Origin of the sequence: Pedobacter sp. (assembly GCF_040513095.1) — a bacterium.
In the GTDB taxonomy this organism is placed as follows: Bacteria; Bacteroidota; Bacteroidia; order Sphingobacteriales; family Sphingobacteriaceae; genus Pedobacter.
Genome location: NZ_JBEVDX010000154.1, coordinates 1 through 21043, shown reverse-complemented (window position 1 = coordinate 21043; position 21043 = coordinate 1). Strand labels below are relative to the sequence as shown.

19 protein-coding genes are annotated in these 21043 nt (G+C 43.3%); 14 read left to right on the top strand and 5 right to left on the bottom strand.

The genetic code is table 11. The annotated features are described in order from the left end of the window. Window positions 1-3: 3 nt before the first annotated feature. Window positions 4-738: a bifunctional demethylmenaquinone methyltransferase/2-methoxy-6-polyprenyl-1,4-benzoquinol methylase UbiE gene (gene ubiE, locus ABWY16_RS17220; RefSeq protein WP_353905896.1), complete on the bottom strand. Its 735-nt coding sequence runs from the start codon at window positions 736-738 to the stop codon at window positions 4-6. A 52-nt stretch (window positions 739-790) separates the two neighbouring features. Between ubiE and yihA the strand changes: the two genes are divergently transcribed. From yihA to ABWY16_RS17200, 4 genes are all read left to right on the top strand, one after another. After that, window positions 791-1420, top strand: a complete 630-nt coding sequence (yihA, locus tag ABWY16_RS17215) for a ribosome biogenesis GTP-binding protein YihA/YsxC (protein WP_353905895.1) — start codon at window positions 791-793, stop codon at window positions 1418-1420. An 11-nt stretch (window positions 1421-1431) separates the two neighbouring features. Then, window positions 1432-2298, top strand: coding sequence for a UbiA-like polyprenyltransferase (locus ABWY16_RS17210; protein ID WP_353905894.1), 867 nt, complete (start codon window positions 1432-1434; stop codon window positions 2296-2298). 3 nt (window positions 2299-2301) lie between these two features. Further along, the gene (locus tag ABWY16_RS17205) at window positions 2302-4017 is read left to right on the top strand and encodes a M3 family oligoendopeptidase (protein ID WP_353905893.1); all 1716 of its coding nucleotides are present in this window, start codon (window positions 2302-2304) and stop codon (window positions 4015-4017) included. Between the two features lie 61 nt (window positions 4018-4078). Next, on the top strand, window positions 4079-6028 hold the full coding sequence (locus tag ABWY16_RS17200) for an amino acid permease (protein ID WP_353905892.1): 1950 nt from the start codon (window positions 4079-4081) through the stop codon (window positions 6026-6028). Here the strand turns inward: ABWY16_RS17200 and ABWY16_RS17195 are convergent. Then, window positions 6025-7977: a KUP/HAK/KT family potassium transporter gene (locus tag ABWY16_RS17195; protein ID WP_353905891.1), complete on the bottom strand. Its 1953-nt coding sequence runs from the start codon at window positions 7975-7977 to the stop codon at window positions 6025-6027. The two genes, ABWY16_RS17200 and ABWY16_RS17195, sit on opposite strands and share 4 nt — an antisense overlap. Window positions 7978-8141: 164 nt before the next feature. Here ABWY16_RS17195 and ABWY16_RS17190 point away from each other — a divergent pair, with 164 nt between their 5' ends. The 9 genes from ABWY16_RS17190 to ABWY16_RS17150 all read left to right on the top strand — a co-directional run bounded on the left by ABWY16_RS17190 (window position 8142) and on the right by ABWY16_RS17150 (window position 15338). After that, window positions 8142-8660, top strand: coding sequence for a T9SS type A sorting domain-containing protein (locus ABWY16_RS17190; RefSeq protein ID WP_353905890.1), 519 nt, complete (start codon window positions 8142-8144; stop codon window positions 8658-8660). A gap of 94 nt (window positions 8661-8754) precedes the next feature. Further along, the gene (locus ABWY16_RS17185; protein ID WP_353905889.1) at window positions 8755-9366 is read left to right on the top strand and encodes a fumarylacetoacetate hydrolase family protein; all 612 of its coding nucleotides are present in this window, start codon (window positions 8755-8757) and stop codon (window positions 9364-9366) included. Window positions 9367-9371: 5 nt separating this feature from the next. Then, the gene (locus ABWY16_RS17180; protein ID WP_353905888.1) at window positions 9372-11087 is read left to right on the top strand and encodes a M23 family metallopeptidase; all 1716 of its coding nucleotides are present in this window, start codon (window positions 9372-9374) and stop codon (window positions 11085-11087) included. A gap of 4 nt (window positions 11088-11091) precedes the next feature. Then, on the top strand, window positions 11092-11556 hold the full coding sequence (gene bcp / locus ABWY16_RS17175) for a thioredoxin-dependent thiol peroxidase (protein ID WP_353905887.1): 465 nt from the start codon (window positions 11092-11094) through the stop codon (window positions 11554-11556). A 104-nt stretch (window positions 11557-11660) separates the two neighbouring features. Next, window positions 11661-12506 (top strand): transketolase, encoded by an 846-nt coding sequence (locus ABWY16_RS17170; RefSeq protein WP_353905886.1) that lies wholly within the window; start codon window positions 11661-11663, stop codon window positions 12504-12506. 74 nt (window positions 12507-12580) lie between these two features. After that, on the top strand, window positions 12581-13537 hold the full coding sequence (locus ABWY16_RS17165) for a transketolase family protein (RefSeq protein ID WP_353905885.1): 957 nt from the start codon (window positions 12581-12583) through the stop codon (window positions 13535-13537). A 3-nt stretch (window positions 13538-13540) separates the two neighbouring features. Then, window positions 13541-14101 (top strand): RNA polymerase sigma factor, encoded by a 561-nt coding sequence (locus tag ABWY16_RS17160; RefSeq protein ID WP_353905884.1) that lies wholly within the window; start codon window positions 13541-13543, stop codon window positions 14099-14101. 72 nt (window positions 14102-14173) lie between these two features. Next, the gene (locus ABWY16_RS17155) at window positions 14174-14872 is read left to right on the top strand and encodes a hypothetical protein (RefSeq protein WP_353905883.1); all 699 of its coding nucleotides are present in this window, start codon (window positions 14174-14176) and stop codon (window positions 14870-14872) included. Window positions 14873-14882: 10 nt separating this feature from the next. Beyond that, window positions 14883-15338, top strand: a complete 456-nt coding sequence (locus ABWY16_RS17150) for a hypothetical protein (protein ID WP_353905882.1) — start codon at window positions 14883-14885, stop codon at window positions 15336-15338. Here ABWY16_RS17150 and ABWY16_RS17145 read toward each other — a convergent pair. Then, window positions 15335-16255, bottom strand: a complete 921-nt coding sequence (locus ABWY16_RS17145) for a DUF58 domain-containing protein (RefSeq protein ID WP_353905881.1) — start codon at window positions 16253-16255, stop codon at window positions 15335-15337. The two genes, ABWY16_RS17150 and ABWY16_RS17145, sit on opposite strands and share 4 nt — an antisense overlap. A gap of 50 nt (window positions 16256-16305) precedes the next feature. Between ABWY16_RS17145 and ABWY16_RS17140 the strand changes: the two genes are divergently transcribed. Further along, window positions 16306-16734, top strand: a complete 429-nt coding sequence (locus ABWY16_RS17140; protein WP_353905880.1) for a hypothetical protein — start codon at window positions 16306-16308, stop codon at window positions 16732-16734. A 51-nt stretch (window positions 16735-16785) separates the two neighbouring features. Here the strand turns inward: ABWY16_RS17140 and trxA are convergent, their stop codons facing one another. Next, the gene (gene trxA / locus ABWY16_RS17135) at window positions 16786-17103 is read right to left on the bottom strand and encodes a thioredoxin (protein ID WP_142528212.1); all 318 of its coding nucleotides are present in this window, start codon (window positions 17101-17103) and stop codon (window positions 16786-16788) included. A 74-nt stretch (window positions 17104-17177) separates the two neighbouring features. Next, entirely contained in the window at window positions 17178-21041 is a 3864-nt protein-coding gene (dnaE, locus tag ABWY16_RS17130) for a DNA polymerase III subunit alpha (protein ID WP_353905879.1), read from the bottom strand. Window positions 21042-21043: the final 2 nt, after the last annotated feature.

Sequence of the window (21043 nt, the reverse complement as noted above, 5' to 3'; positions counted from 1 at the left end):
AGCTTATGCTTTAATCCCGGTATAAATTGCACTGATGCCAAAAGTGAGCGACCGGTGTTTTGTACTTTTATAGCCCACTTTATCCATCAGTTGTGTAAATGACTTTCCATCAGGGAAAGCAATCACTGATTCATTCAAATAAGTATATGCCCTTGCATCTTTAGAAAACAGCTTTCCAAATACAGGAAGCAGGTGTTTAAAATAAAAATTATACGACTGTTTTACCGGGAAAGCCGTAGGCTTCGAAAATTCCAGTATCACGATCTTACCACCTGGTTTCAGTACTCTTAACATGTCCGCAAGACCTTTCTCAAGGTTCTCATAGTTTCTCACCCCAAAGGCAACCGTGATGGCATCAAAGTGATTGTCTTCAAACTGCAAACCTTCAGAATCCCCTGTTTGTACAGTAAACACATGCTGCAGGTTACGTTCGGCAATTTTCTTCCGTGCCACGTCAAGCATACCTACGGAAATATCTACCCCAATGATTTTTTCAGGGCTTAATATTTTAATGGCCTCAAACGCAAAATCACCGGTTCCTGTAGCTACATCAAGCATCACCCGCGGCTTTAGGGCAGAGAGTTCGCGGATCGCCTTCTTGCGCCATATAATATCTATACCTGCTGATAAAAAATGGTTCAGAAAATCGTAGGTACCGGAAATATTGTTAAACATGGTAGCTACCTGTTCCTTCTTGGTAATAGAGGCAGATTGGTATGGAGTGATTTTTTCGTTCATGGTAAGCCGCAAAGATAAGTATTGTTGAAAACTAATTTTCTACCTTTGTCAAATGATTATAAAATCAGCAACATTTATTTGCAGTAACACTAAAATATCGGCGCTGCCGGTTGCAAACATGCCGGAATATGCCTTTATCGGGCGTTCAAACGTAGGAAAGTCATCCCTGATCAATATGCTGGTGAACCAGCACGGACTGGCTAAAACCTCTCAAAAGCCTGGAAAAACACAGCTAATCAACCACTTTTTGGTCAATGAAAAGTGGTATATCGTCGATTTACCCGGATACGGTTACGCCAAAGTATCCAAAAACAGCCGCGAAAACTGGGAGAAATTCATCCGGAACTACATTACCAAGAGAGAAAGTTTACAATGTGTATTCGTTTTAATCGACAGCAGGCTTGCCCCGCAGAAAATCGATATTGAATTTTGCTGCTGGATGGGAGAGATTCAGATCCCTTTTGTGTTAGCTTTCACAAAGGCCGACAAACAGTCTGCCGCCAAAACCAACCAGAACATAGCCCTTTTCAAAAAAGAGCTTTCGGGATGGTTTGAGGAGATCCCTCCCGTTTTCTCTACCTCGGCAGAAAAACTTCAGGGAAGAGATGAGATCCTCAACTTTATTGAGCAGACCAACCTCGATTTTGCAATGCCCATCCTTACCCCAAGAGAAGATATATAATACGCATAAAGATGAAGAAGTATTTTTCGCTTGTGCTCTTTGCACATTCTGTTTTCGCACTCCCTTTCGCAATGATCGGATTTTTCCTGGGCGTAACCACTACACAACATCCTTTTCAATGGCTTACACTGGTACTGGTCCTGCTTTGTATGGTCTTCGCAAGAAATGCGGCTATGGCCTTTAACAGGTATCTCGACAGGGATATTGATGCTAAAAACCCAAGGACAAGCATGCGCGATATTCCTGCCGGCAGGATTTCAGCAAATGAAGCATTGATTTTTGTGACAATTAACTGTGTGCTCTTTATAGCTACTACAGCGTTTATCAACAACTTATGCCTGTACCTTTCACCGGTTGCACTATTCGTCGTTCTGTTCTACAGCTATACCAAAAGATTTACAGCACTATGCCACATGGTGCTCGGACTGGGTTTAGCCCTGGCCCCGATAGGTGCTTATATTGCAGTAACAGGTGAATTTAATATCGTACCAGTACTGTACTCGTTCGCAGTATTGTTCTGGGTAAGCGGATTCGATATCATTTATGCCCTGCAGGATGAAGAGTTTGATAAAGGAGAAAAACTGCATTCCATCCCCTCGGCCCTGGGCAGAAAGAATTCCCTCCGCCTGTCTGAGGCATTGCACGTCTTTTCAGCAGTATGTGTCATCCTGCCTATCCTCTTCAGCCCTTTCAGCTGGGCATACTATATAGGTGTAGCCTTTTTCTGCTCCATGCTGATCTATCAGCACCTCCTGGTAAAACCAAACGATATCAGTAAAGTAAACAAAGCATTTATGACCACCAACGGACTGGCATCGGTTATTTTTGCCGGATGTTTCCTGCTGGATGCTTTTCTAAGAACCTTTTTAAATTTCTAGACAATGATCAATCTGACTATTCCTAAAAAAACACGCTCGTATATCCCTCAGGATCTGGAAATAAAATGGGACACCATCTCTCCGATTCTCGATGAGCTCCTGAACAGAACAATCAGCAGTGTAACCGAACTGGAACACTGGCTGAAAGACAAAAGTGAACTTGAAGCGGCGCTTGAAGAAGACTTTGCCTGGAGATATATCAAAATGACCTGCGATACAGCAAATCAGGAACTGGTAGCCGACTTTCAGTATTTCGCAACAGAGATTGAACCAAAGATATCTCCCATCGGGAATTTATTAAATATAAAATTGGTTGAAAGCCCGTTTATAGATGAGCTTGACCACGACAAATACTTTGTGTACATCAGGGGCATCAGAAAAGCACTTGAAATATACAGGGATGAGAATGTGGAACTGTTTACCAAGATCCAGATCACCGCACAAAAATACCAGGCTGCCAGTGGCGCGATGACGGTAGTGATCAATGACCAGGAATATACGCTTGTGCAGGCTGCAAACTTTATCAAGGATGTAAGCAGAAGTGTAAGACAGAATGCCTGGGAACTGATCCAGCAGCGACGTTTAGTGGATAAGGACGACCTGAATATCATCTTTGATGAACTGGTGGCCATGAGGCACGAGGTATCCATCAATGCAGGATTTGAAAATTTCCGCGATTACAGCTTTCAGGCCAGGGGCAGGTTCGATTACAGCGTAAAGGACTGTTACGATTTCCACGAAGCTATCGAAAATGAGATCGTACCAATTCTTAAAGAACAGGCCGATAAGCGGGCTGAAGCCCTGGGACTGGAAATACTGAAACCCTGGGATACGGATGTGGATGTTACCGGTAAACCTGCGCTGAAACCTTTCGGCAGCGGAGTCGAGCTGATCGACAAAAGTATCGCTGCCTTTACGGCTATCGACCCTAAACTGGGCCATATGCTCGAAATCATGAAAGCGAATAACCTGTTTGATGTTGAAAGCAGAAAAGGCAAAGCTCCCGGAGGATACAATTATCCGCTGGCAGAAACCGGTGCTCCTTTTATCTTCATGAATTCGGCGGGTTCCATGAGAGACCTGACTACAATGGTGCACGAAGGTGGACACGCGGTGCATACTTTCCTTACAGCAGACCTCGAACTGAACGACTTTAAACACTGCCCCTCAGAAGTTGCTGAACTTGCATCAATGAGCATGGAGCTGATCTCTATGGACCAGTGGCATATCTATTTTGACAATGAGGCTGATCTGATCAGGGCTAAAAGGGAACAGCTGATAGACGTGTTGAAAACGCTGCCATGGGTAGCCGTAATCGACCAGTTCCAGCACTGGATTTATACCAATCCTTCTCATAATGCGGCCGACAGGGAAGAGGCATTCAAACAGATTTACAGCACTTTCGGTTCAGGCTTTGCCAACTGGGACGGTCTTGATCAGGAATTTGGTAACCTTTGGCAAAAACAACTGCATGTCTTTGAATTACCTTTTTACTATATAGAATATGGAATTGCACAGCTTGGCGCCATAGCGATCTGGAAAAATTACAAGGAAAACCCGGAGAAGGCCATACAACAATATCTTGACGCCCTGGCGCTTGGTTATACGAAACCGATGAACGAGATTTATGAAACTGCAGGTATCAAATTTGATTTCGGCAGCAGCTATATCAGGGAACTTGCTGCTTTTGTAAAAGAGGAGTTAGATAAATTAGGCTAGTGTTCCCTGATTTATTTTATTATTTATAATTTGAGCAAAACTAAAAACGCTGTCACCCATTATGTTTGAAAATCTTTTCCGGAAAAAGTCGATCACCAAGATACTAGAAGATGCAGAGAAGGGCTACGGAGACCATGCGTCCTTAAATAAAACGCTGGGCGTAAAAGACCTTACCGCGTTTGGAATTGCTGCGATCATCGGCGCCGGGATTTTCAGTACAATCGGGAAGGCAAGTGCTGATGGCGGGCCGGCAGTAATATTCCTATTCATCTTTACTGCCATTGCCTGCAGCTTCGCCGCGTTTGCCTATGCAGAATTTGCATCCATGGTTCCGGTATCCGGCAGTGCCTATACCTATTCCTATGTAGCCTTCGGTGAACTGGTCGCCTGGATCATCGGCTGGTCGCTCATCATGGAATACGCCATTGGAAATATTACAGTGGCCATCTCCTGGTCTGACTACTTTACAGGATTACTCTCCTCTATCCATATACCCGCATTGGGGATCAATGGCATTCACCTGCCCGACTGGATGACGATGGATTATCTTACAGCCTATAACGGCCATGAGCATGCCCAGGCTTTACTTAATGCCGGGAAAAGTTATGCCAATCTGGATGAGTCAGTTAGGATCACCAATAATGCCTGGATTACCGCACCCCAGATCGGAAACTTCCATATCGTGGCCGACCTGCCTGCACTGGGGATCATCATATTGATCACCTGGCTCGTGTACCGCGGGATGAAGGAATCCAAAAACGCAAGCAATGCCATGGTAGTGGTAAAACTGGCTGTAATTCTGCTGGTATTATCAGTAGGTGTTTTTTATGTGGATACTGCAAACTGGCATCCATTTGCACCAAACGGAGTATCCGGTGTGCTCAAAGGCGTATCTGCCGTCTTCTTTGCCTATATTGGTTTTGATGCTATATCCACCACTGCCGAAGAGTGCAAAAACCCCCAGAAAGATCTGCCCCGGGGCATGATGTGGGCAATCATTATCTGTACTGTTCTTTACGTTGCAATTGCACTGGTACTTACCGGAATTGTCAAATATGATAACCTTGCAGTGGGAGATCCACTTGCTTTTGTATTCGATCATATCAACCTTAAACTCATGAGCGGTATCATTGCTGTAAGTGCAGTTTTCGCCATGGCAAGTGTACTGCTGGTTTTTCAAATGGGCCAGCCCCGGATCTGGATGAGCATGAGCCGTGACGGTTTATTGCCAAAGAAATTCTCGAAAATACACCCTGTTTATAAAACCCCTTCCTTTGCTACAATTGTAGTGGGCTTTGTGGTTGCCGTACCTTCTTTGTTCATGAACCTGACTATCGTGACCGACCTTTGTTCTATAGGTACTTTATTTGCCTTCGTACTTGTATGTGCCGGGGTTCTGGTACTTCAAAACCGGCCGAATGTTCAGCGTGGAAAATTCAGGATTCCCTATGCCAATTCAAAGTATATAATTCCGGTTGTCTTCATAGCAGCCATAGCGGCCTCCTTTGTATTTTACAAAGCTGAAACCACTGCATTTATCACCAACAAGGCTAAAGTGAATGATCCGATCAGTTTCATCACGGCACTGGACCAGACAGAACTCGCCGCAGTTCAGCGCCAGATCAAACTGGAACAAACACCTTCAGCTATTATCGAAAAAAACATTGATACTGAAGCCTATCTGAACGGACTGAGCGCAACGCAATACGAGAGCTTTGTAGAAAAAAGTTCAGTAAGCGCAGACAAGAAGTTCGAAAGCGGCTGGAGCCTTTTCAAGCATAAAATCCCGATGTGGATTTTCTTTGTGATCTGTCTGGTCGTTACCTATTACTGCATCACCAAAAACTTATCACTGATTCCGGTACTGGGCCTGTTATGCTGTTTGTACATGATGTGTGAACTGGGTATCTCCAACTGGATAGGATTTGGAATCTGGCTGGTGATAGGCCTGGTGGTTTACTTCCTGTACGGCTTCAAACACAGCAAGCTAAACCTGGAAAACCAGGTTTAGCCCTTAAGACGGTTCAGTTCAATATCATCTGTAGAAACAAAGTTCAGTGGTACCTTTTCTATCTCAACATAACTGGAGTCCAGTCCGAAACTTCGCTCTTCAGACATACTGAGTTTCTTTAAGATGATATACCAGGCCATGATCGTACGTTCATAGAAACTCAGTTTAGAAAATTTAGAAAGGTGTTTTTCCAGAAGAATAAACCTGAAATCCCCGGCGATTTTATGTTTTTTCAGGGAAGGATACTGGCTGGTAATATCTACCTCGCCATTCTTTACCAATTGTTCAATCACCTTCCGGTACAGCAGGTTAACACGCTGTTCTACCCTGAAGCCGAGTTTAAAATCTATACGGATCAGTTTTCCCGGTATTAAAAAATCTACGGTATAATCCTGTGTAAAAGGTTCATCCACCACATCAACATGCACGAGCCAGTACACATCTGCACGTTTGGGTTCCTTTTGCAGGATAGAGTACATGATCTTTGATTCCACTTCATTTTTGAAATTTGCACTGGTTAGGTATACCAGCTGGGAAGAATATTTAGGCACAGTTTCATCACCGCTCAGTTCGCTGATGATTTCAAAGTAGTCGCCGATCTCCACAAACTTCACAAAGCGGTTTTTGATCCTTCGCGCCACAAACCATCCCCACATGACCGTAAACAAGGCAGCGCCAATCAGAAGTGTAACAAACCCACCGTGCAGAAACTTGGTCATGTTACCGGCCAGGAAGGCAAGCTCCAGTGAACCATAAACTGCAACAAAGATGATAATGGCATACAAGGGCACTTTCTTCATCCGCATAAATACGGCAACAAGAATTGTAGTAGCCAGGAACGTCATGTTAATGGCCAGTCCGTAAGCACCTTCCATAAAGATAGATTTCTTAAAAATCAGCACTATAGACAGACAGCCCGCGCAGAGCAGCCAGTTAATAGAAGGCACATAGATCTGCCCTTTTTCATTGCTGGGGTAATTAATTCTCACTTTGGGCCATAAATTAAGCCTTACAGCTTCGGATATCAGCGTAAAGGAACCTGTAATCATCGCCTGACTGGCAATAACCGCTGCAACAGTAGCCAGTGCAACCATGCTTAAAAGGTATGGCGCAGGAACAATCTGATAAAAGGGATTGAGATTGTTGTCATAATGCGGATGCTGCAACAGCCATACACCCTGCCCAAGGTAGTTGATGATCAGCGTAGCCTTAACAAATATCCAGCTCGCACGGATGTTATTTCGGCCGCAGTGCCCCAGGTCAGAATACAAAGCTTCAGCTCCTGTTGTACAGAGAAAAACTCCCCCAAGAATCACAAGCGCCATAGGATTCGTTGTCAGCAGGTGCACTGCATAGTATGGATTGAGCGCTTTCAGAATGCTGAGATCCTGAACAACGTAAATCGTTCCCAGAATGCCAAGGGTAGCAAACCAGAGAAACATAATCGGCCCGAAAAGCTTGCCGACAAGGCTGGTACCGAATTGCTGTATGATAAACAAAAGTGTAATGATAATCAATACAATAGGTACCACATGCAAATACGGAAACTTGACCTGAAGTCCTTCAATAGCAGTGGTAACAGTAATGCTTGGAGTGATAATCCCGTCTGCCAGCAGGGCGCATCCCCCGAGCACTGCCGGGATAACCAGCCACCGGGCCTTCCGTCTTACCAGTGAAAAAAGAGAGAAGATGCCACCCTCTCCATTGTTATCAGCACGCAGCGTAATCACTACATATTTGATTGTGGTTTGTAATGTCAGTGTCCAGATAATACAGGACAGCGCACCCAGCACTGTCATTGGGGTAATCTGCTGACCACCATCACTTACTGTATTAAATATAGCCCTCAATGTATACAAAGGTGATGTACCTATATCGCCATAAACGATCCCCAGACTAATCAGCAGTCCGGACGCTGTCAGTTTATTCAATTTTTTAGTTTCAGACACTTTTAAATGTGTTAATTTAAAACGATATAGTTAGTGTGAAAGTTGATTTCAGTGCAATCACCGCATTATTTAACAGACGCAACTGTTAAATTGTGTTAAATATTGTCTTAGCTACAAAATCTTTAATTTTTCTGTGGAATTATTTCTACTTTTGCTGAAGATACATGAATACAAAAATAAAAACGATCTCACTCATTCACTTAATTTGCATAATCTGCATCAGTGTATTATGTAGTGCCTCTGTTTTTGCCCAGCGTTCGGATAGTATCGCCAGTGTTTCCAAATACAAAAGGATCATCAAGACCCCGCAGATCAAAGGGGACGTACCCTCCTACAAACCCAATTATACGCCGGGATCGCAGATTCCATCTTACAATAGCCTGGTGTCACACAACAAACCAGGAGGCTCCAAAGCAGATAAAATCCTTTCCGTACTGAGAGTTTATCCCAATCCGGTGGACGACCAGATTAACTTTATACTGCGCCTGGAACGCGAATCCAACATCTCCATCAAAATCATGGACCTGCTCGGCAACGAAGTAGTAACCCTTTCAAACGAACGTTTGTCTGCAGGTGAACAAACCAAGACTTTTACTATCCCCAACCGACTGAACAGCGGCATCTACTTCCTTCGTTTTGTAGCCGGATCTGAAACTATCGTTAAACGTATTTCCGTTTTATAATTTTCAGGCATTCCTTCCTTTTTAGTGGATATAAAGTTACTTTTACGCATCATGCTGCCTGCATGACCCAAAATTAAACTTATCAGCACCCCATATGAAAGTAATTGCTATAGGCCGTAACTATGCCGCACACGCTAAAGAATTAAACAATCCACTACCTTCAAGCCCGGTTATTTTCTTAAAACCAGATACGGCCGTCCTGAAAGACAATAAACCCTTTTACCTACCCGACTTTTCATCCGACATCCATTACGAACTTGAAGTAGTGCTGAAAGTCTGTAAAGAAGGAAAACATATCGCTGAAAAATTTGCATCCAGCTATTTCGATGAGGTTGGTCTGGGAATTGATTTCACAGCACGTGATATACAGAACATCCATAAAGAAAAAGGGCTGCCATGGGAACTCGCCAAAGCATTCGATAATTCTGCAGCCATCAGCCATTTTATCCCCAAAGACAAAATAGAAGACCTGAACAACCTGCAGTTTGAACTGAAGATCAACGGAGAAACCCGCCAGAACGGAAATACAAAAAATATCCTCTTCTCCTTTGAAAAGATTATCGCTTTCGTTTCCCAATACATCACCCTGAAAAAGGGAGACCTGATTTTTACAGGAACACCTGAGGGTGTCGGACAGGTTCATCAGGGCGACAAACTGGAAGCCTGGATCGGCGAAGAGCAATTTCTCAACTTTGATATAAAATAAGTTTGATGATCAAAACAGGTTTCTTCCTTTTCCTTTTCAGCGCATTCACCCTGTGCACAGAAGCACAGCAGATATTTAGCAGTAACACTTATCCACTGGTAGATTTCCGTCCTCCGCTGGACATCCTTCCTCCTGCATTAGCAGGATCCTTTGGCGAACTGAGAGGAAACCATTTCCATTCGGGGATCGATTTCCGCACCAATCAGCGTGAGGGTTATCCTGTTTATGCGATTGCCGACGGCTATGTGTCGCGGATCAGAGTACAGAACAGCGGCTTCGGACAGGCCTTATACCTGACCCATACAAATGGATATACTTCAGTCTACGGCCACCTCTCCCGGTTCTCCCCTAAGATCGCTGAAGCAGTAAAATCCATTTCTTACCAGAAAAAGACCTTTGAAATGGACGAATACCCGCCGGCAGAACAGTTTCCGGTGCACAAAGGGGACGTAATCGCATGGTCTGGCAACAGGGGCAGCTCTGGTGGCCCGCACCTGCATTTTGAGATCAGGGATTCCAAAACAGAACAAACGATCAATCCGCAGCTCTTCGGAATACAGATACCTGATGATATCCCACCGGTGATCTATTCCCTCTACCTGTATAAACTAAATAAAAAGACCTTCAACGAATACACACCAAAACAAAACTTTCAGGTTACAGGCGGCGCAGGAAAATATCACCTGGCCGCAAATACCATTGTTGTAAGCGGTGAGGTAGGTTTTGGGATCACTGCAACCGACAGGCACAATGGCAACTCAGGACTCAACGGCGTATATTCAATAGAACTGCAGCTGGACGGAAAAACAGTCTTCACTTCGGCCCTTGAACGCTTTGCCTTTGAAAACAGCAAGGCGATCAATTCGCATATTGACTACCCCGCATTTTTAAGCAGCCGCAGGAGTATCCAGAAAAGCTTCGTTGATCCGGGAAACCCAATGAAGATCTACTACAACCTGGTAAACAACGGAAGAATTGAGTTTACCGACCAGGACGTACATGAATTAAAATATATCATTACGGATTCAAAGGGCAATAAAAGTATTCTGCCTTTTACTGCCAGATCTGACGGAAAAATCATTGTCACTCCCGATGCACCGGACGGAATTCCTTTTTTCTACAACAAAGAGAACGAATTCTCTACAGAAAGCGTTAAAGTAGTAATGCCAAAAGGAACCCTATACAACGATCTGAACCTGGTTTATAAAGTTAAACCAAGACCAGCCAGGGCTGCTTACTCAGAGATTTATCAGATCCACAATAACCTTACCCCGCTGCATGTGGGCTTCGATCTGTGGATTAAAGCTGATGCAAGCCTGGGAACTCTAAAAGACAAGGCTGTTATTGTCAGCACCGGCGGTTCTTCGCAGGGTGGTACTTTCGAAAATGGTTTTGTAAAAGCTACAGCAAGAAACTTCGGCAGTTATTATATCGCTGTAGATACAGTAGCCCCTTCAATCATTCCTGTGAATATACTGGACGGTAAGAATATGTCGGGCATCCCTAAAATGCTGTTCAAACTCCGCGATAACCTCTCCGGCATCAAAAGTTTTAACGGATATATTGATGGCAGCTGGGTGCTGATGGAGTTCGACACAAAGACAGCTACCCTGTGGCATTCATTCGATAGCCGTACAGGCCCGGGCAAACATCAGCTGAGGCTGGAAGTAGAGGACATGAAAGGGAATATTAAAACGTATTCAATTAATTTTTATAAATAAAGAGATGAGCGAATTACAAGAAGGTCAGCAAGCCCCTGAGTTTACAGGGAAAGATCAGGATGGTAACACCATCACCCTCAGCCAGTTTAAAGGCCAGACAGTAGTTTTATATTTTTACCCTAAAGACGACACCCCGGGTTGTACTGCCGAAGCATGTGATTTCAGGGACAACTACGCAGGTTTAAAAGCCAAGGGCATCGTGGTGCTTGGTGTAAGTGTTGACGATGAAAAGTCGCACCAGAAATTCGTAGCCAAACACAGCCTGCCTTTTACGCTGCTGGCAGATACCGATCAGTCGATCGTAACAGCTTATGGCGTATGGGGAGAAAAGAATATGTACGGAAAGAAGTATATGGGCACAAACCGCACAACTTTCCTGATCAATGAAGAAGGTATTATCAGTCATATTATCAATAAAGTAGATACCAGGAATTCTACGGCCCAGGTTCTTGAGCTTTTGGAAAAATGACAGCCTAATTATTATTAAAAGGCTCTTAAAGGCCTAACAATTAACGAAAAGTGGCAGAATAAACTATATTTGCTATCATTATTAGTTACTACAATCCAAATTAAATGAAACATACAATCAATGAATTAGAGGACATTGTTTCTCAGGTACGAAGAGATATTGTTAGAATGGTACACGGCTGTCAGTCAGGGCATCCCGGCGGATCATTGGGTTGTGCCGAATTCTTAACAGCCCTTTATTTTGAAACCATGAACCACAATCCTGACTTTAACATGGATGGTGCGGGAGAAGATTTGTTCTTCCTTTCTAATGGTCATATTTCCCCTGTATTTTACAGCGTGCTTGCAAGATCAGGTTATTTTGAAGTAAGCGAACTTGCTACGTTCAGAAAATTAAACTCACGCGTTCAGGGTCACCCTACTACACATGAAGGTCTTCCAGGTATCAGAATTGCCTCAGGATCTTTAGGACAGGGAATGTCTGTTGCGATCGGTGCAGCATTAACGAAAAAATTAAATAAAGACCATTCACTGGTATTCAGTTTACATGGTGACGGAGAATTGCAGGAAGGACAAAACTGGGAAGCGATTATGTTTGCGCCCCATAATAAAGTTGACAACCTGATCTCTACGATTGATTACAATGGTCAGCAGATTGATGGCCCTACTGAAAAAGTATTGTCTCTTGAAAGCCTCGAAGCAAAATTCACTGCTTTCGGATGGCATGTAATTACTTCAAACGGTAACAACATGGAAGAGATTGTCAAATCCCTGGAATATGCCAAATCACTTACAGGCAAAGGCAGACCAATCCTGAACCTGATGAGTACTCAAATGGGTTACGGTGTGGATTATATGGTGGGTTCTCATAAATGGCATGGTACTGCACCTAATGACGAGCAGCTTGCTTCGGCCTTAAGCCAGAACAAAGAAACTTTAGGGGATTATTAATAGCTCCTGTGAACAGGAACATTTACGATTGAAGCATATTGCTTCATGACCATTAACAATTTAGAGAACAACTGATGAAAAAATACACATATACTGAAAAGAAAGATACACGCTCTGGTTTTGGTGTAGGCCTGCATGAGGCTGCCAAATTAAATCCTGATATTGTAGCATTGACAGCTGATTTGAAAGGCTCTTTGAAAATGGATGCTTTCGAAAAAGATTTCCCTGAGCGCTTTTTCCAGATCGGTATCGCTGAAGCCAACATGATCGGTATCGCAGCCGGTATGACTATTGGCGGTAAAATTCCTTTTACAGGTACATTTGCCAACTTTTCTACAGGAAGGGTTTATGACCAGATCAGACAATCCGTAGCCTATTCGTATAAAAACGTAAAAATCTGTGCTTCACATGCAGGTTTAACTTTAGGAGAAGACGGTGCAACCCACCAGATCCTGGAAGATATAGGTTTAATGAAAATGCTTCCGGGCATGGTCGTGATCAACCCTTGCGATTACAACCAGACCAAGGCAGCTACAATGGCCATCGCTGAGTACGAAGGCCCAGTCTACCTGCGTTTCGGAAGACCATCTATTCCTGTATTTACAGATCCTGATCAGGTATTCGAAATCGGAAAAGCATGGATGGTTAATGAAGGTACAGACGTGACTATCATTGCTACAGGACACATGGTTTGGAAAGCTATTGAAGCCGGGGAACAACTTGCAGAACTGGGTATTGATGCAGAAATTATAAACATTCACACCATAAAACCGTTAGATGAAGAGGCGGTCCTTAAATCAGTTCAAAAAACCGGCTGTGTGGTAACCTGTGAAGAACACAATAAATTTGGTGGATTAGGTGAAAGCGTTGCACGTTTATTATCTACAGAACTTCCTTCGCCGCAGGAATTTGTTGCAGTGAATGACAGTTTCGGAGAAAGCGGAACGCCGGATCAGCTGATGACTAAATACGGACTGGATACAATCAATATTGTAGAAGCAGTTCAAAAAGTAATAAAAAGAAAGAAATAATTGATGAAGCAGGTTGAAGACGACGAAATATTAGAAAAATTCTCTAACGAGAAGACAAGTAATGAAGCCTTTAACCTGCTTATCTCCAAATATCAGGAGAAGATCTACTGGCATGTCCGCCGTTTAGTCATCGATCATGACGATGCGGACGATCTTGTTCAGGAGGTCTTTATTAAGGTCTGGAAAAGCCTCGCTAAATTCCGTAATGACTCTAAGTTATATACATGGATCTACCGCATCGCCACAAACGAAAGCATTACTTTCCTAAATAAAAAAAAACAGCGCAACCAAACCCCTCTGGATGAGGTTTCTGAAGAATTATCAGAAAGCCTGGTCGCCTCTTCCTACTTTAACGGAGATAAGATCCAGATGAAATTGCAGCAGGCACTGCTCAGTCTTCCGGAGAAACAGCGGCTGATCTTCAATATGAAATATTACGACGATCTGAAATATGATGAAATTTCTGCTATCCTCGGAACCTCTGTAGGTGCACTCAAAGCATCATTTCACATCGCTGTTAAAAAAATTGAGGTTTTTATGCTAAATGATGAAATTAGTATTTAAACCTTTTCCTGTTTTTTCTATCCATATAGGGTAGCTGAATGTATTGGTGAAGACGAAAAAACAATTACCGTAATGAAAACTGATGAAGAAAACAACGAATGGAAAGCAGAGGCCCCGTATCTGGCCAGCCTGCCTGTAGAAAATCCATTTCTTGTTCCTGAAAACTATTTTGATACACTGCCCGACGCGATAACCAACTCTGTTTATTTAAATGAACTGAAGCAGGTTGCTCCGGCGGCCGGGTATACTGTTCCCGATCAATACTTCAGTTCATTAAAAAACCGCATCCTGGCGCAAACCAGCGAAGAGGAGTCAAACGCAAATGAGCAATTAAGCTTTGATAAAGAATCTGGTGCTGAGGAAGCTTTAAAACGTTTCCCGGTTTCAGCCGGATTCAGTACCCCGGACCAATACTTTCAAAAGTTGCAGGCTAAGATCCTTGCACAAACTGTTGAAGAAGCTGCCCCTTCCCGGGAATCTAAAATTGTACGGCTGTGGCGTTCCGGTCTGCTGAAATATGCATCTGCCGCCTGTTTTGTACTTGTTGCTGCGTTTGGATTCTATCTGAACGAGCAGACGGTCAAACCTGTAGCTGCTACAGCCGCAGAAATAGCGAATGAGCAGATGTTATATGATATTGATGAACAGGATATCATTGATCATGTGGAAGGAAATGTAGCAGATGAACCAAAAACTAACGCAACTAATGCAGAACTGGAAACTTATATTTTAAACAACTATTCCCAGTCAGATCTGTCATCAGAACTCTAAATAAAAAACCATGAAGAATATACTTGCTGCCACAATTTTATTACTTCTTCCCTTTTTAGTCTCAGCACAAGCACAAAGGGACAACGGAAGACGAGGTGAAATAGATGCCTACAAAATAACTTATCTAAAAGAAAAACTCGAACTGACACCTGAAGAGTCCAGGATTTTCTGGCCGATCTATACTGCCTGGCAGGCCGAACAATCTGCATTGCGTAAAGAAAGACGTGAGAGAATGATCAGTTTCAGAAAGATTACTGAAATAGAAGACTTGTCAGATACCCAGGTACAAAGCCTGATCACAAATGAGCTCGACTTCAAACAAAAGGATCTGAACATTGAACGTAAATATTATGGCAGGCTGAAAAGCAGTCTCCCTATAAAAACTATAGGCAAGTACTACAGGGCTCAGGAAACTTTCAAACGAGAACTGCTGAGCAGGTACAGGGACGGCAAAAGAAACAACTAATTCATCTTTTGCCTCTTGATCAGATAGGCAGAGAGAATTCCTGAAAAACCTTCACTGATATCAGCTTCGACCAAATCTATTTTATACCGGGCACAAGTGATCGCTATCTGCTGTCTGTAGGCCTTGTAAGAACTGAGATAGGTATCCTTAACAGTTCCTGAATTGGCCTTCAGTTCTGTTCCGGTTTCCATGTCTATAAAATGGTATGGGCGGTTGTCAAAGGCGAAATCTATTTCTTTGGCTTTGTCACTGATGCTGAAGATAATCACCTCATGTTTATTGAACTTTAAATGCTGCAGCCCTGCAAACAAGGCTGATTGCTGGCTTTCATCATGAAAAGCACTAAGCAGATCGCTGAAAATAATTACCATAGAGCGTTTATGAATCGACTCAGCTACCTGATGCAGGGAGCGTTCCAGATTTGTACCTACATTGAGATGAGGTTTAGCCAGAACCTGATCCAGCTGTGCAAATATATACTGCTGATGAGTTGTGGTAGACCTTGCAGGGGTGTTCAGCCACAATTCATCCGTAAACAGGCTCAGTCCGAAAGCATCCCGCTGTTTTTTTAAAAGGTAAATCAGCGCGGCAACAGACTGAACAGAAAAAGTAAGCTTGTTATATTCTCCCTGCGGGAAAAACATGGACGAAGAAGTATCCAGCACAAACTGGCAGCGCAGATTGGTTTCCTCTTCATATCTTTTGGTATATAGTTTTTCGGTTTTACCAAATAACTTCCAGTCGATGTTCCTTACATTGTCTCCGCTATTGTAAGCACGGTGTTCAGCAAATTCTACAGAAAATCCGTGAAAAGGGCTTTTATGCAAGCCTGTGATAAAACCTTCTACCACAGACCTGGCCAATAACTCAAGATTACTGTTTAACTGCTGTTCGGGCTGATTTTCACGGGGCTCCATTATGTAAATTTAACAAAAGAAATATAACTTGTCCTATTAGATCAAAAGGAATGACCCTGATTTCATCAACTGACCGTATCCTGCTAAGAGCAATTGCAATTACTTACATATTGCTCTTCATTATGGGCCTTGCCTGCTCGGGATATTTCCTGAAAGAAATTCTTGCCCTGAAACCTATACCACTGATAGGGCTGCTGAAATACCTGCTGCTGTGTGTCCTGTTTGTAATTCTCCTGGTCAATTGTTTCAAAGCGCTGAGCCTGAAACCGCAGCATCTGGCCAGGTTTTACCAGAGCACTACAAATTTCAGGTGGCTTTTCATGATTTCACTGCTGATCTCTGCAGCAGCTAAACTAAGTTTGTTTGATACTGCTTTGCACAAGCAGGTCGCAGTGAGTTACCTGCACATCGGCATATTAATGGTACTTGGTATATTTTGCTTCTGGAGTGACGGGCTTCTTAAAAAAACTGAGGCATAAAAAAAGCCGGTTCAGATGAACCGGCCTTTATGCTCGTTATATTGTGTTTGATTACAATTGCTTATCTAATTTTCCTGCTAATATTGATTTAGGAACAGCACCAACTTGTTTGTCAACAACCTCACCGTTTTTAAAGAATAATAAAGCTGGAATATTACGAATGCCAAACTGAGTAGAGATTTGCGGGTTATTATCCACGTTTACTTTTCCTACTATTGCTTTTCCTTCGTATTCTTTTGAAATTTCATCTACTACTGGACCTACCATGCGACATGGACCACACCATTCTGCCCAAAAGTCTACTAAAACGGGTTTATCTGATTTCAACACAACTTCCTCAAAGTTGGCATCTGTGATTTCTAAAGCCATAATTTTGTTATAATTTATTTATACAAAGATATGATCAATTGTAGTGCCACCACTGGCAGAATGCCAAAATGACACTAATTCAACTTATAATTTACAACATGTAATTCCGTCAGGCTTTCCAGAAACTCATTGTTAGGGTTGATTTTCAGCGACTTGGAAGGCAACTCCAGCGAGATGTTTTTTTCGTTGTCGTAGATTGTAAAGTTTAATTTACAGTTCTGCTGTTCAGTGTTCGCTTTATTGTCTTCTATAATGGAATAAATCTGCGCTATAATCTCGTCGTTGATCCGCTGTATAGGAATCTGAATGGTAATGCATTTCGCAAACTTATCCCGCAGTTCAGACAGCAGCTCTATAGCGGTAATCTTAAACTCCCAGTCGCCCTCCTTACGGAAACGCTCCCCTACCTGCCCCCGGATCCGCAGAAAATAACCATCAGTCATAAACTGCTTGAACTTCACAAAGTCATCTCCAAAAAGAGCCAGCTCACAGCTGTCATTGTAGTCTTCAAAAACAATCGTTCCGAAAGGCTTTCCGGTTTTGGTCATCCTTTGTGCAGAAACAACTACAAGTCCGCCTACCACAAGTTCCCTGTTCTTCAGGGAAGCAAACTCTGCGAGCACTTCTTCATTGGTATCCCCCATCCTGATCTTATTTACCAGTGACAAATGCCGCACCGAGTGCTGGCAAAATTCTTTCAGCTCCAGTTTATAGTTATCCAGAGGGTGGCCGCTCAGGAAGATCCCGATCGCATCTTTTTCATACTTCAATCTGTCGATCAGGCTCCACTCATTGGCTACAGGTAAGGTAGGCTCATTGATCATATCGGCTACAGTACCGCCAAATAAAGAAGATTGTGAGGTAGATTCACTGTTCTGGAAATCATTGGAGAACTTGATCAGCTTCTCAATGCCATTCATTTTATCATTTATAGGCACAAAGAAATACTGCGCACGGTGATGGCCAAAGCTATCAAAGGCACCGCTGTATACAAAACTTTCATAAGCCTTTTTGTTTACCGTTCTGGTATTGGAACGTTTCGCAAAGTCGTAAACACTCAGGTATCTGCCTCCTCTGGTTCTTTCTTCAATAATACTTTCTACTGCTTTTTCTCCTACACCCTTTATTCCCGATAAGCCAAAGCGTACTTCGCCATTTACATTTACAGAGAACTTGAGGATAGATTCATTCACATCCGGCCCAAGTACCTGTACGCCCATCTGTTTACATTCTTCCATAAAGAAAGCCACCTGTTTAATGTCGCTCATATTGTTGGTCAGTACCGCAGCCATATATTCTGCCGGGTAATGTGCCTTCAGATAAGCAGTCTGGTAGGCAATCCAGGCATAACAGGTAGAGTGGGATTTGTTAAAGGCATACGAAGCAAATGCTTCCCAATCCTTCCAGATCTTCTCCAGTGTAACCGGGGCATGTCCCTTTTCTGCAGCCTGGGCAACAAACTTGGGTTTCATCTTATCCAGTACATCCTTTTGCTTCTTACCCATCGCCTTCCGCAGTACATCGGCCTCACCTTTGGTAAATCCGGCCAGTTTCTGTGATAAAAGCATTACCTGTTCCTGATAAACAGTGATCCCGTAGGTTTCTTTCAGATACTCTTCGCAGGCATCCAGGTCATACTTGATTTCTTCCTCACCATTTTTACGGCGAACAAAGCTTGGGATATACTCCAGTGGTCCCGGGCGGTACAAAGCGTTCATGGCAATTAAATCTCCGAAGACTGTTGGTTTTAACTCCTTCATGTACTTCTGCATTCCGGTACTCTCGTACTGGAAGATACCTATAGTCTCACCCCGCTGGAAAAGCTCATATGTTTTTACATCATCAATAGGAAATTCATCCGGATCAAGCTGGATCCCTGTCCGCATTCTCACCAGTTTAACAGTATCCTTGATTAGTGTCAGCGTTTTCAGACCCAGGAAGTCCATTTTCAACAGGCCCGCGCTCTCCACTACCGAGTTATCAAACTGCGTCACATACAGATCAGAATCCTTGGCCATCGCCACCGGCACATAATTGGTAATATCGTCCGGAGTAATGATTACCCCACAGGCATGGATACCTGTATTACGCAGCGATCCTTCAAGGATCCTTGCCTGCTGTATGGTTTCTGCACTTAAAGTTTTGGAATCTGCGATATCCTTCAGCTCCACTACTTTTTCGTATTCGTCGGCACGAAGTGCACCTTTCAATGCTTTTTCGTCCAGCCCAAAGATCTTCGCCAGCTTCAGGTTGGGGATCAGCTTCGCTATTTTATCCGCTTCAAAAAGCGGCAGATCGAGTACCCTCGCCGTATCTTTTACGGACGACTTTGCCGCCATGGTACCGTAAGTGATAATCTGCGCCACCTGGTTTGCACCGTATTTGGTGATCACATAGTTCATCACGCGGCCCCTGCCCTCATCATCAAAATCAATATCAATATCGGGCATCGACACACGGTCAGGATTCAGGAAACGCTCAAAAAGGAGATCGTATTTGATAGGATCGATATTTGTGATCCATAAGCAGTACGCCACTACAGAACCCGCAGCAGAACCACGGCCAGGCCCTACAGAAACATCCAGTGCCCTGGCTTCCCTGATGAAATCCTGTACGATCAGGAAATATCCCGGATATCCGGTTTTCTCAATGGTCTGCAACTCAAAATCCAGACGCTCTTCGATCTCAGGAGTAATCTCACCGTATCTTTTTTTAGCCCCTACATAAGTAAGGTGACGCAAAAACTTATTCTCTCCCCTTTTACCACCATCTTCTTCATCCTCCACGACCAGAAATTCTGCAGGGATATCAAATTTAGGTAAGAGGACCTCCCTCGCCAGTTTATAAATTTCTATTTTATCCACTACCTCACGGATGTTTACTATCGCCTCCGGCAGATCAGCAAACAATGCTTTCATCTCCTCCCCGGATTTAAAATAATATTCCTGGTTAGGTAAACCATAACGGTATCCCCTTCCCCGCCCAATAGGTGTGGCCTGTTTTTCAGCGTCTTTTACACACAATAAAATATCATGTGCATTTGCATCCTTTTTATTAATGTAATAAGTGTTATTGGTAGCGACCAGCTTTACTCCGTGTTTTTTCGCAAGGGCAACCAGCGTTTTGTTCACCACGTTCTCATCATCCTGGTTATGGCGCATGATCTCCATATAGAAATCTGCACCAAACTGTTCTTTCCACCAGATCAATGCCTCTTCGGCCTGGTTTTCACCCATGTTCAGCAACTTGCTGGCTATCTCGCCATAAAGGTTACCCGAAAGAACAATGATATCTTCCTTGTATTGCTCAATCACTGCCCTGTCTATCCGGGGAACATAATAGAACCCTTTGGTATAGGCGATTGAGGACATTTTGGCAAGATGGTGGTACCCGCGTTTGTTTTTGGCAAGCAGCACAATCTGGTAACCATTGTCCTTTCTTGATTTATCAAGGTGGTTATCGCATACAAAAAATTCGCAGCCTACTATAGGGGTCAGCGTCTTTTCAGTGGGTATTTCGCCATTTTCCTCAGCCGCTTTATTTCTGGCTTCCACCCCTTTATTGTGGTTCAGTACCTGGTTCACAAAGTGAAAGGCCCCCATCATATTGGCATGATCGGTCATCGCTACTGCAGGCATTTTATCTGCTGCTGCTGCCGCAATCAGTCCCGGGATGTTGATGGTGGATTGTAATACAGAAAACTGCGTATGGTTATGCAAGTGAATAAAATTCGCACTAGCCAATTCTTGTTTATTGCCTGCTAAGGTCTGCCTAGAAATACCACTTGGTTCAGCTTGTTGTAAGCGTTTTCTAATCTCCTCGGATGCTGCTTTTAAGTTAATATGCTGCAGACCAACCGGGGCAATCGGAATTGGATTTTTTTCTTTAAAACGGAGGAAATAATCGGTATCAACCAATAATTCCTCTTTTTTAAATATTT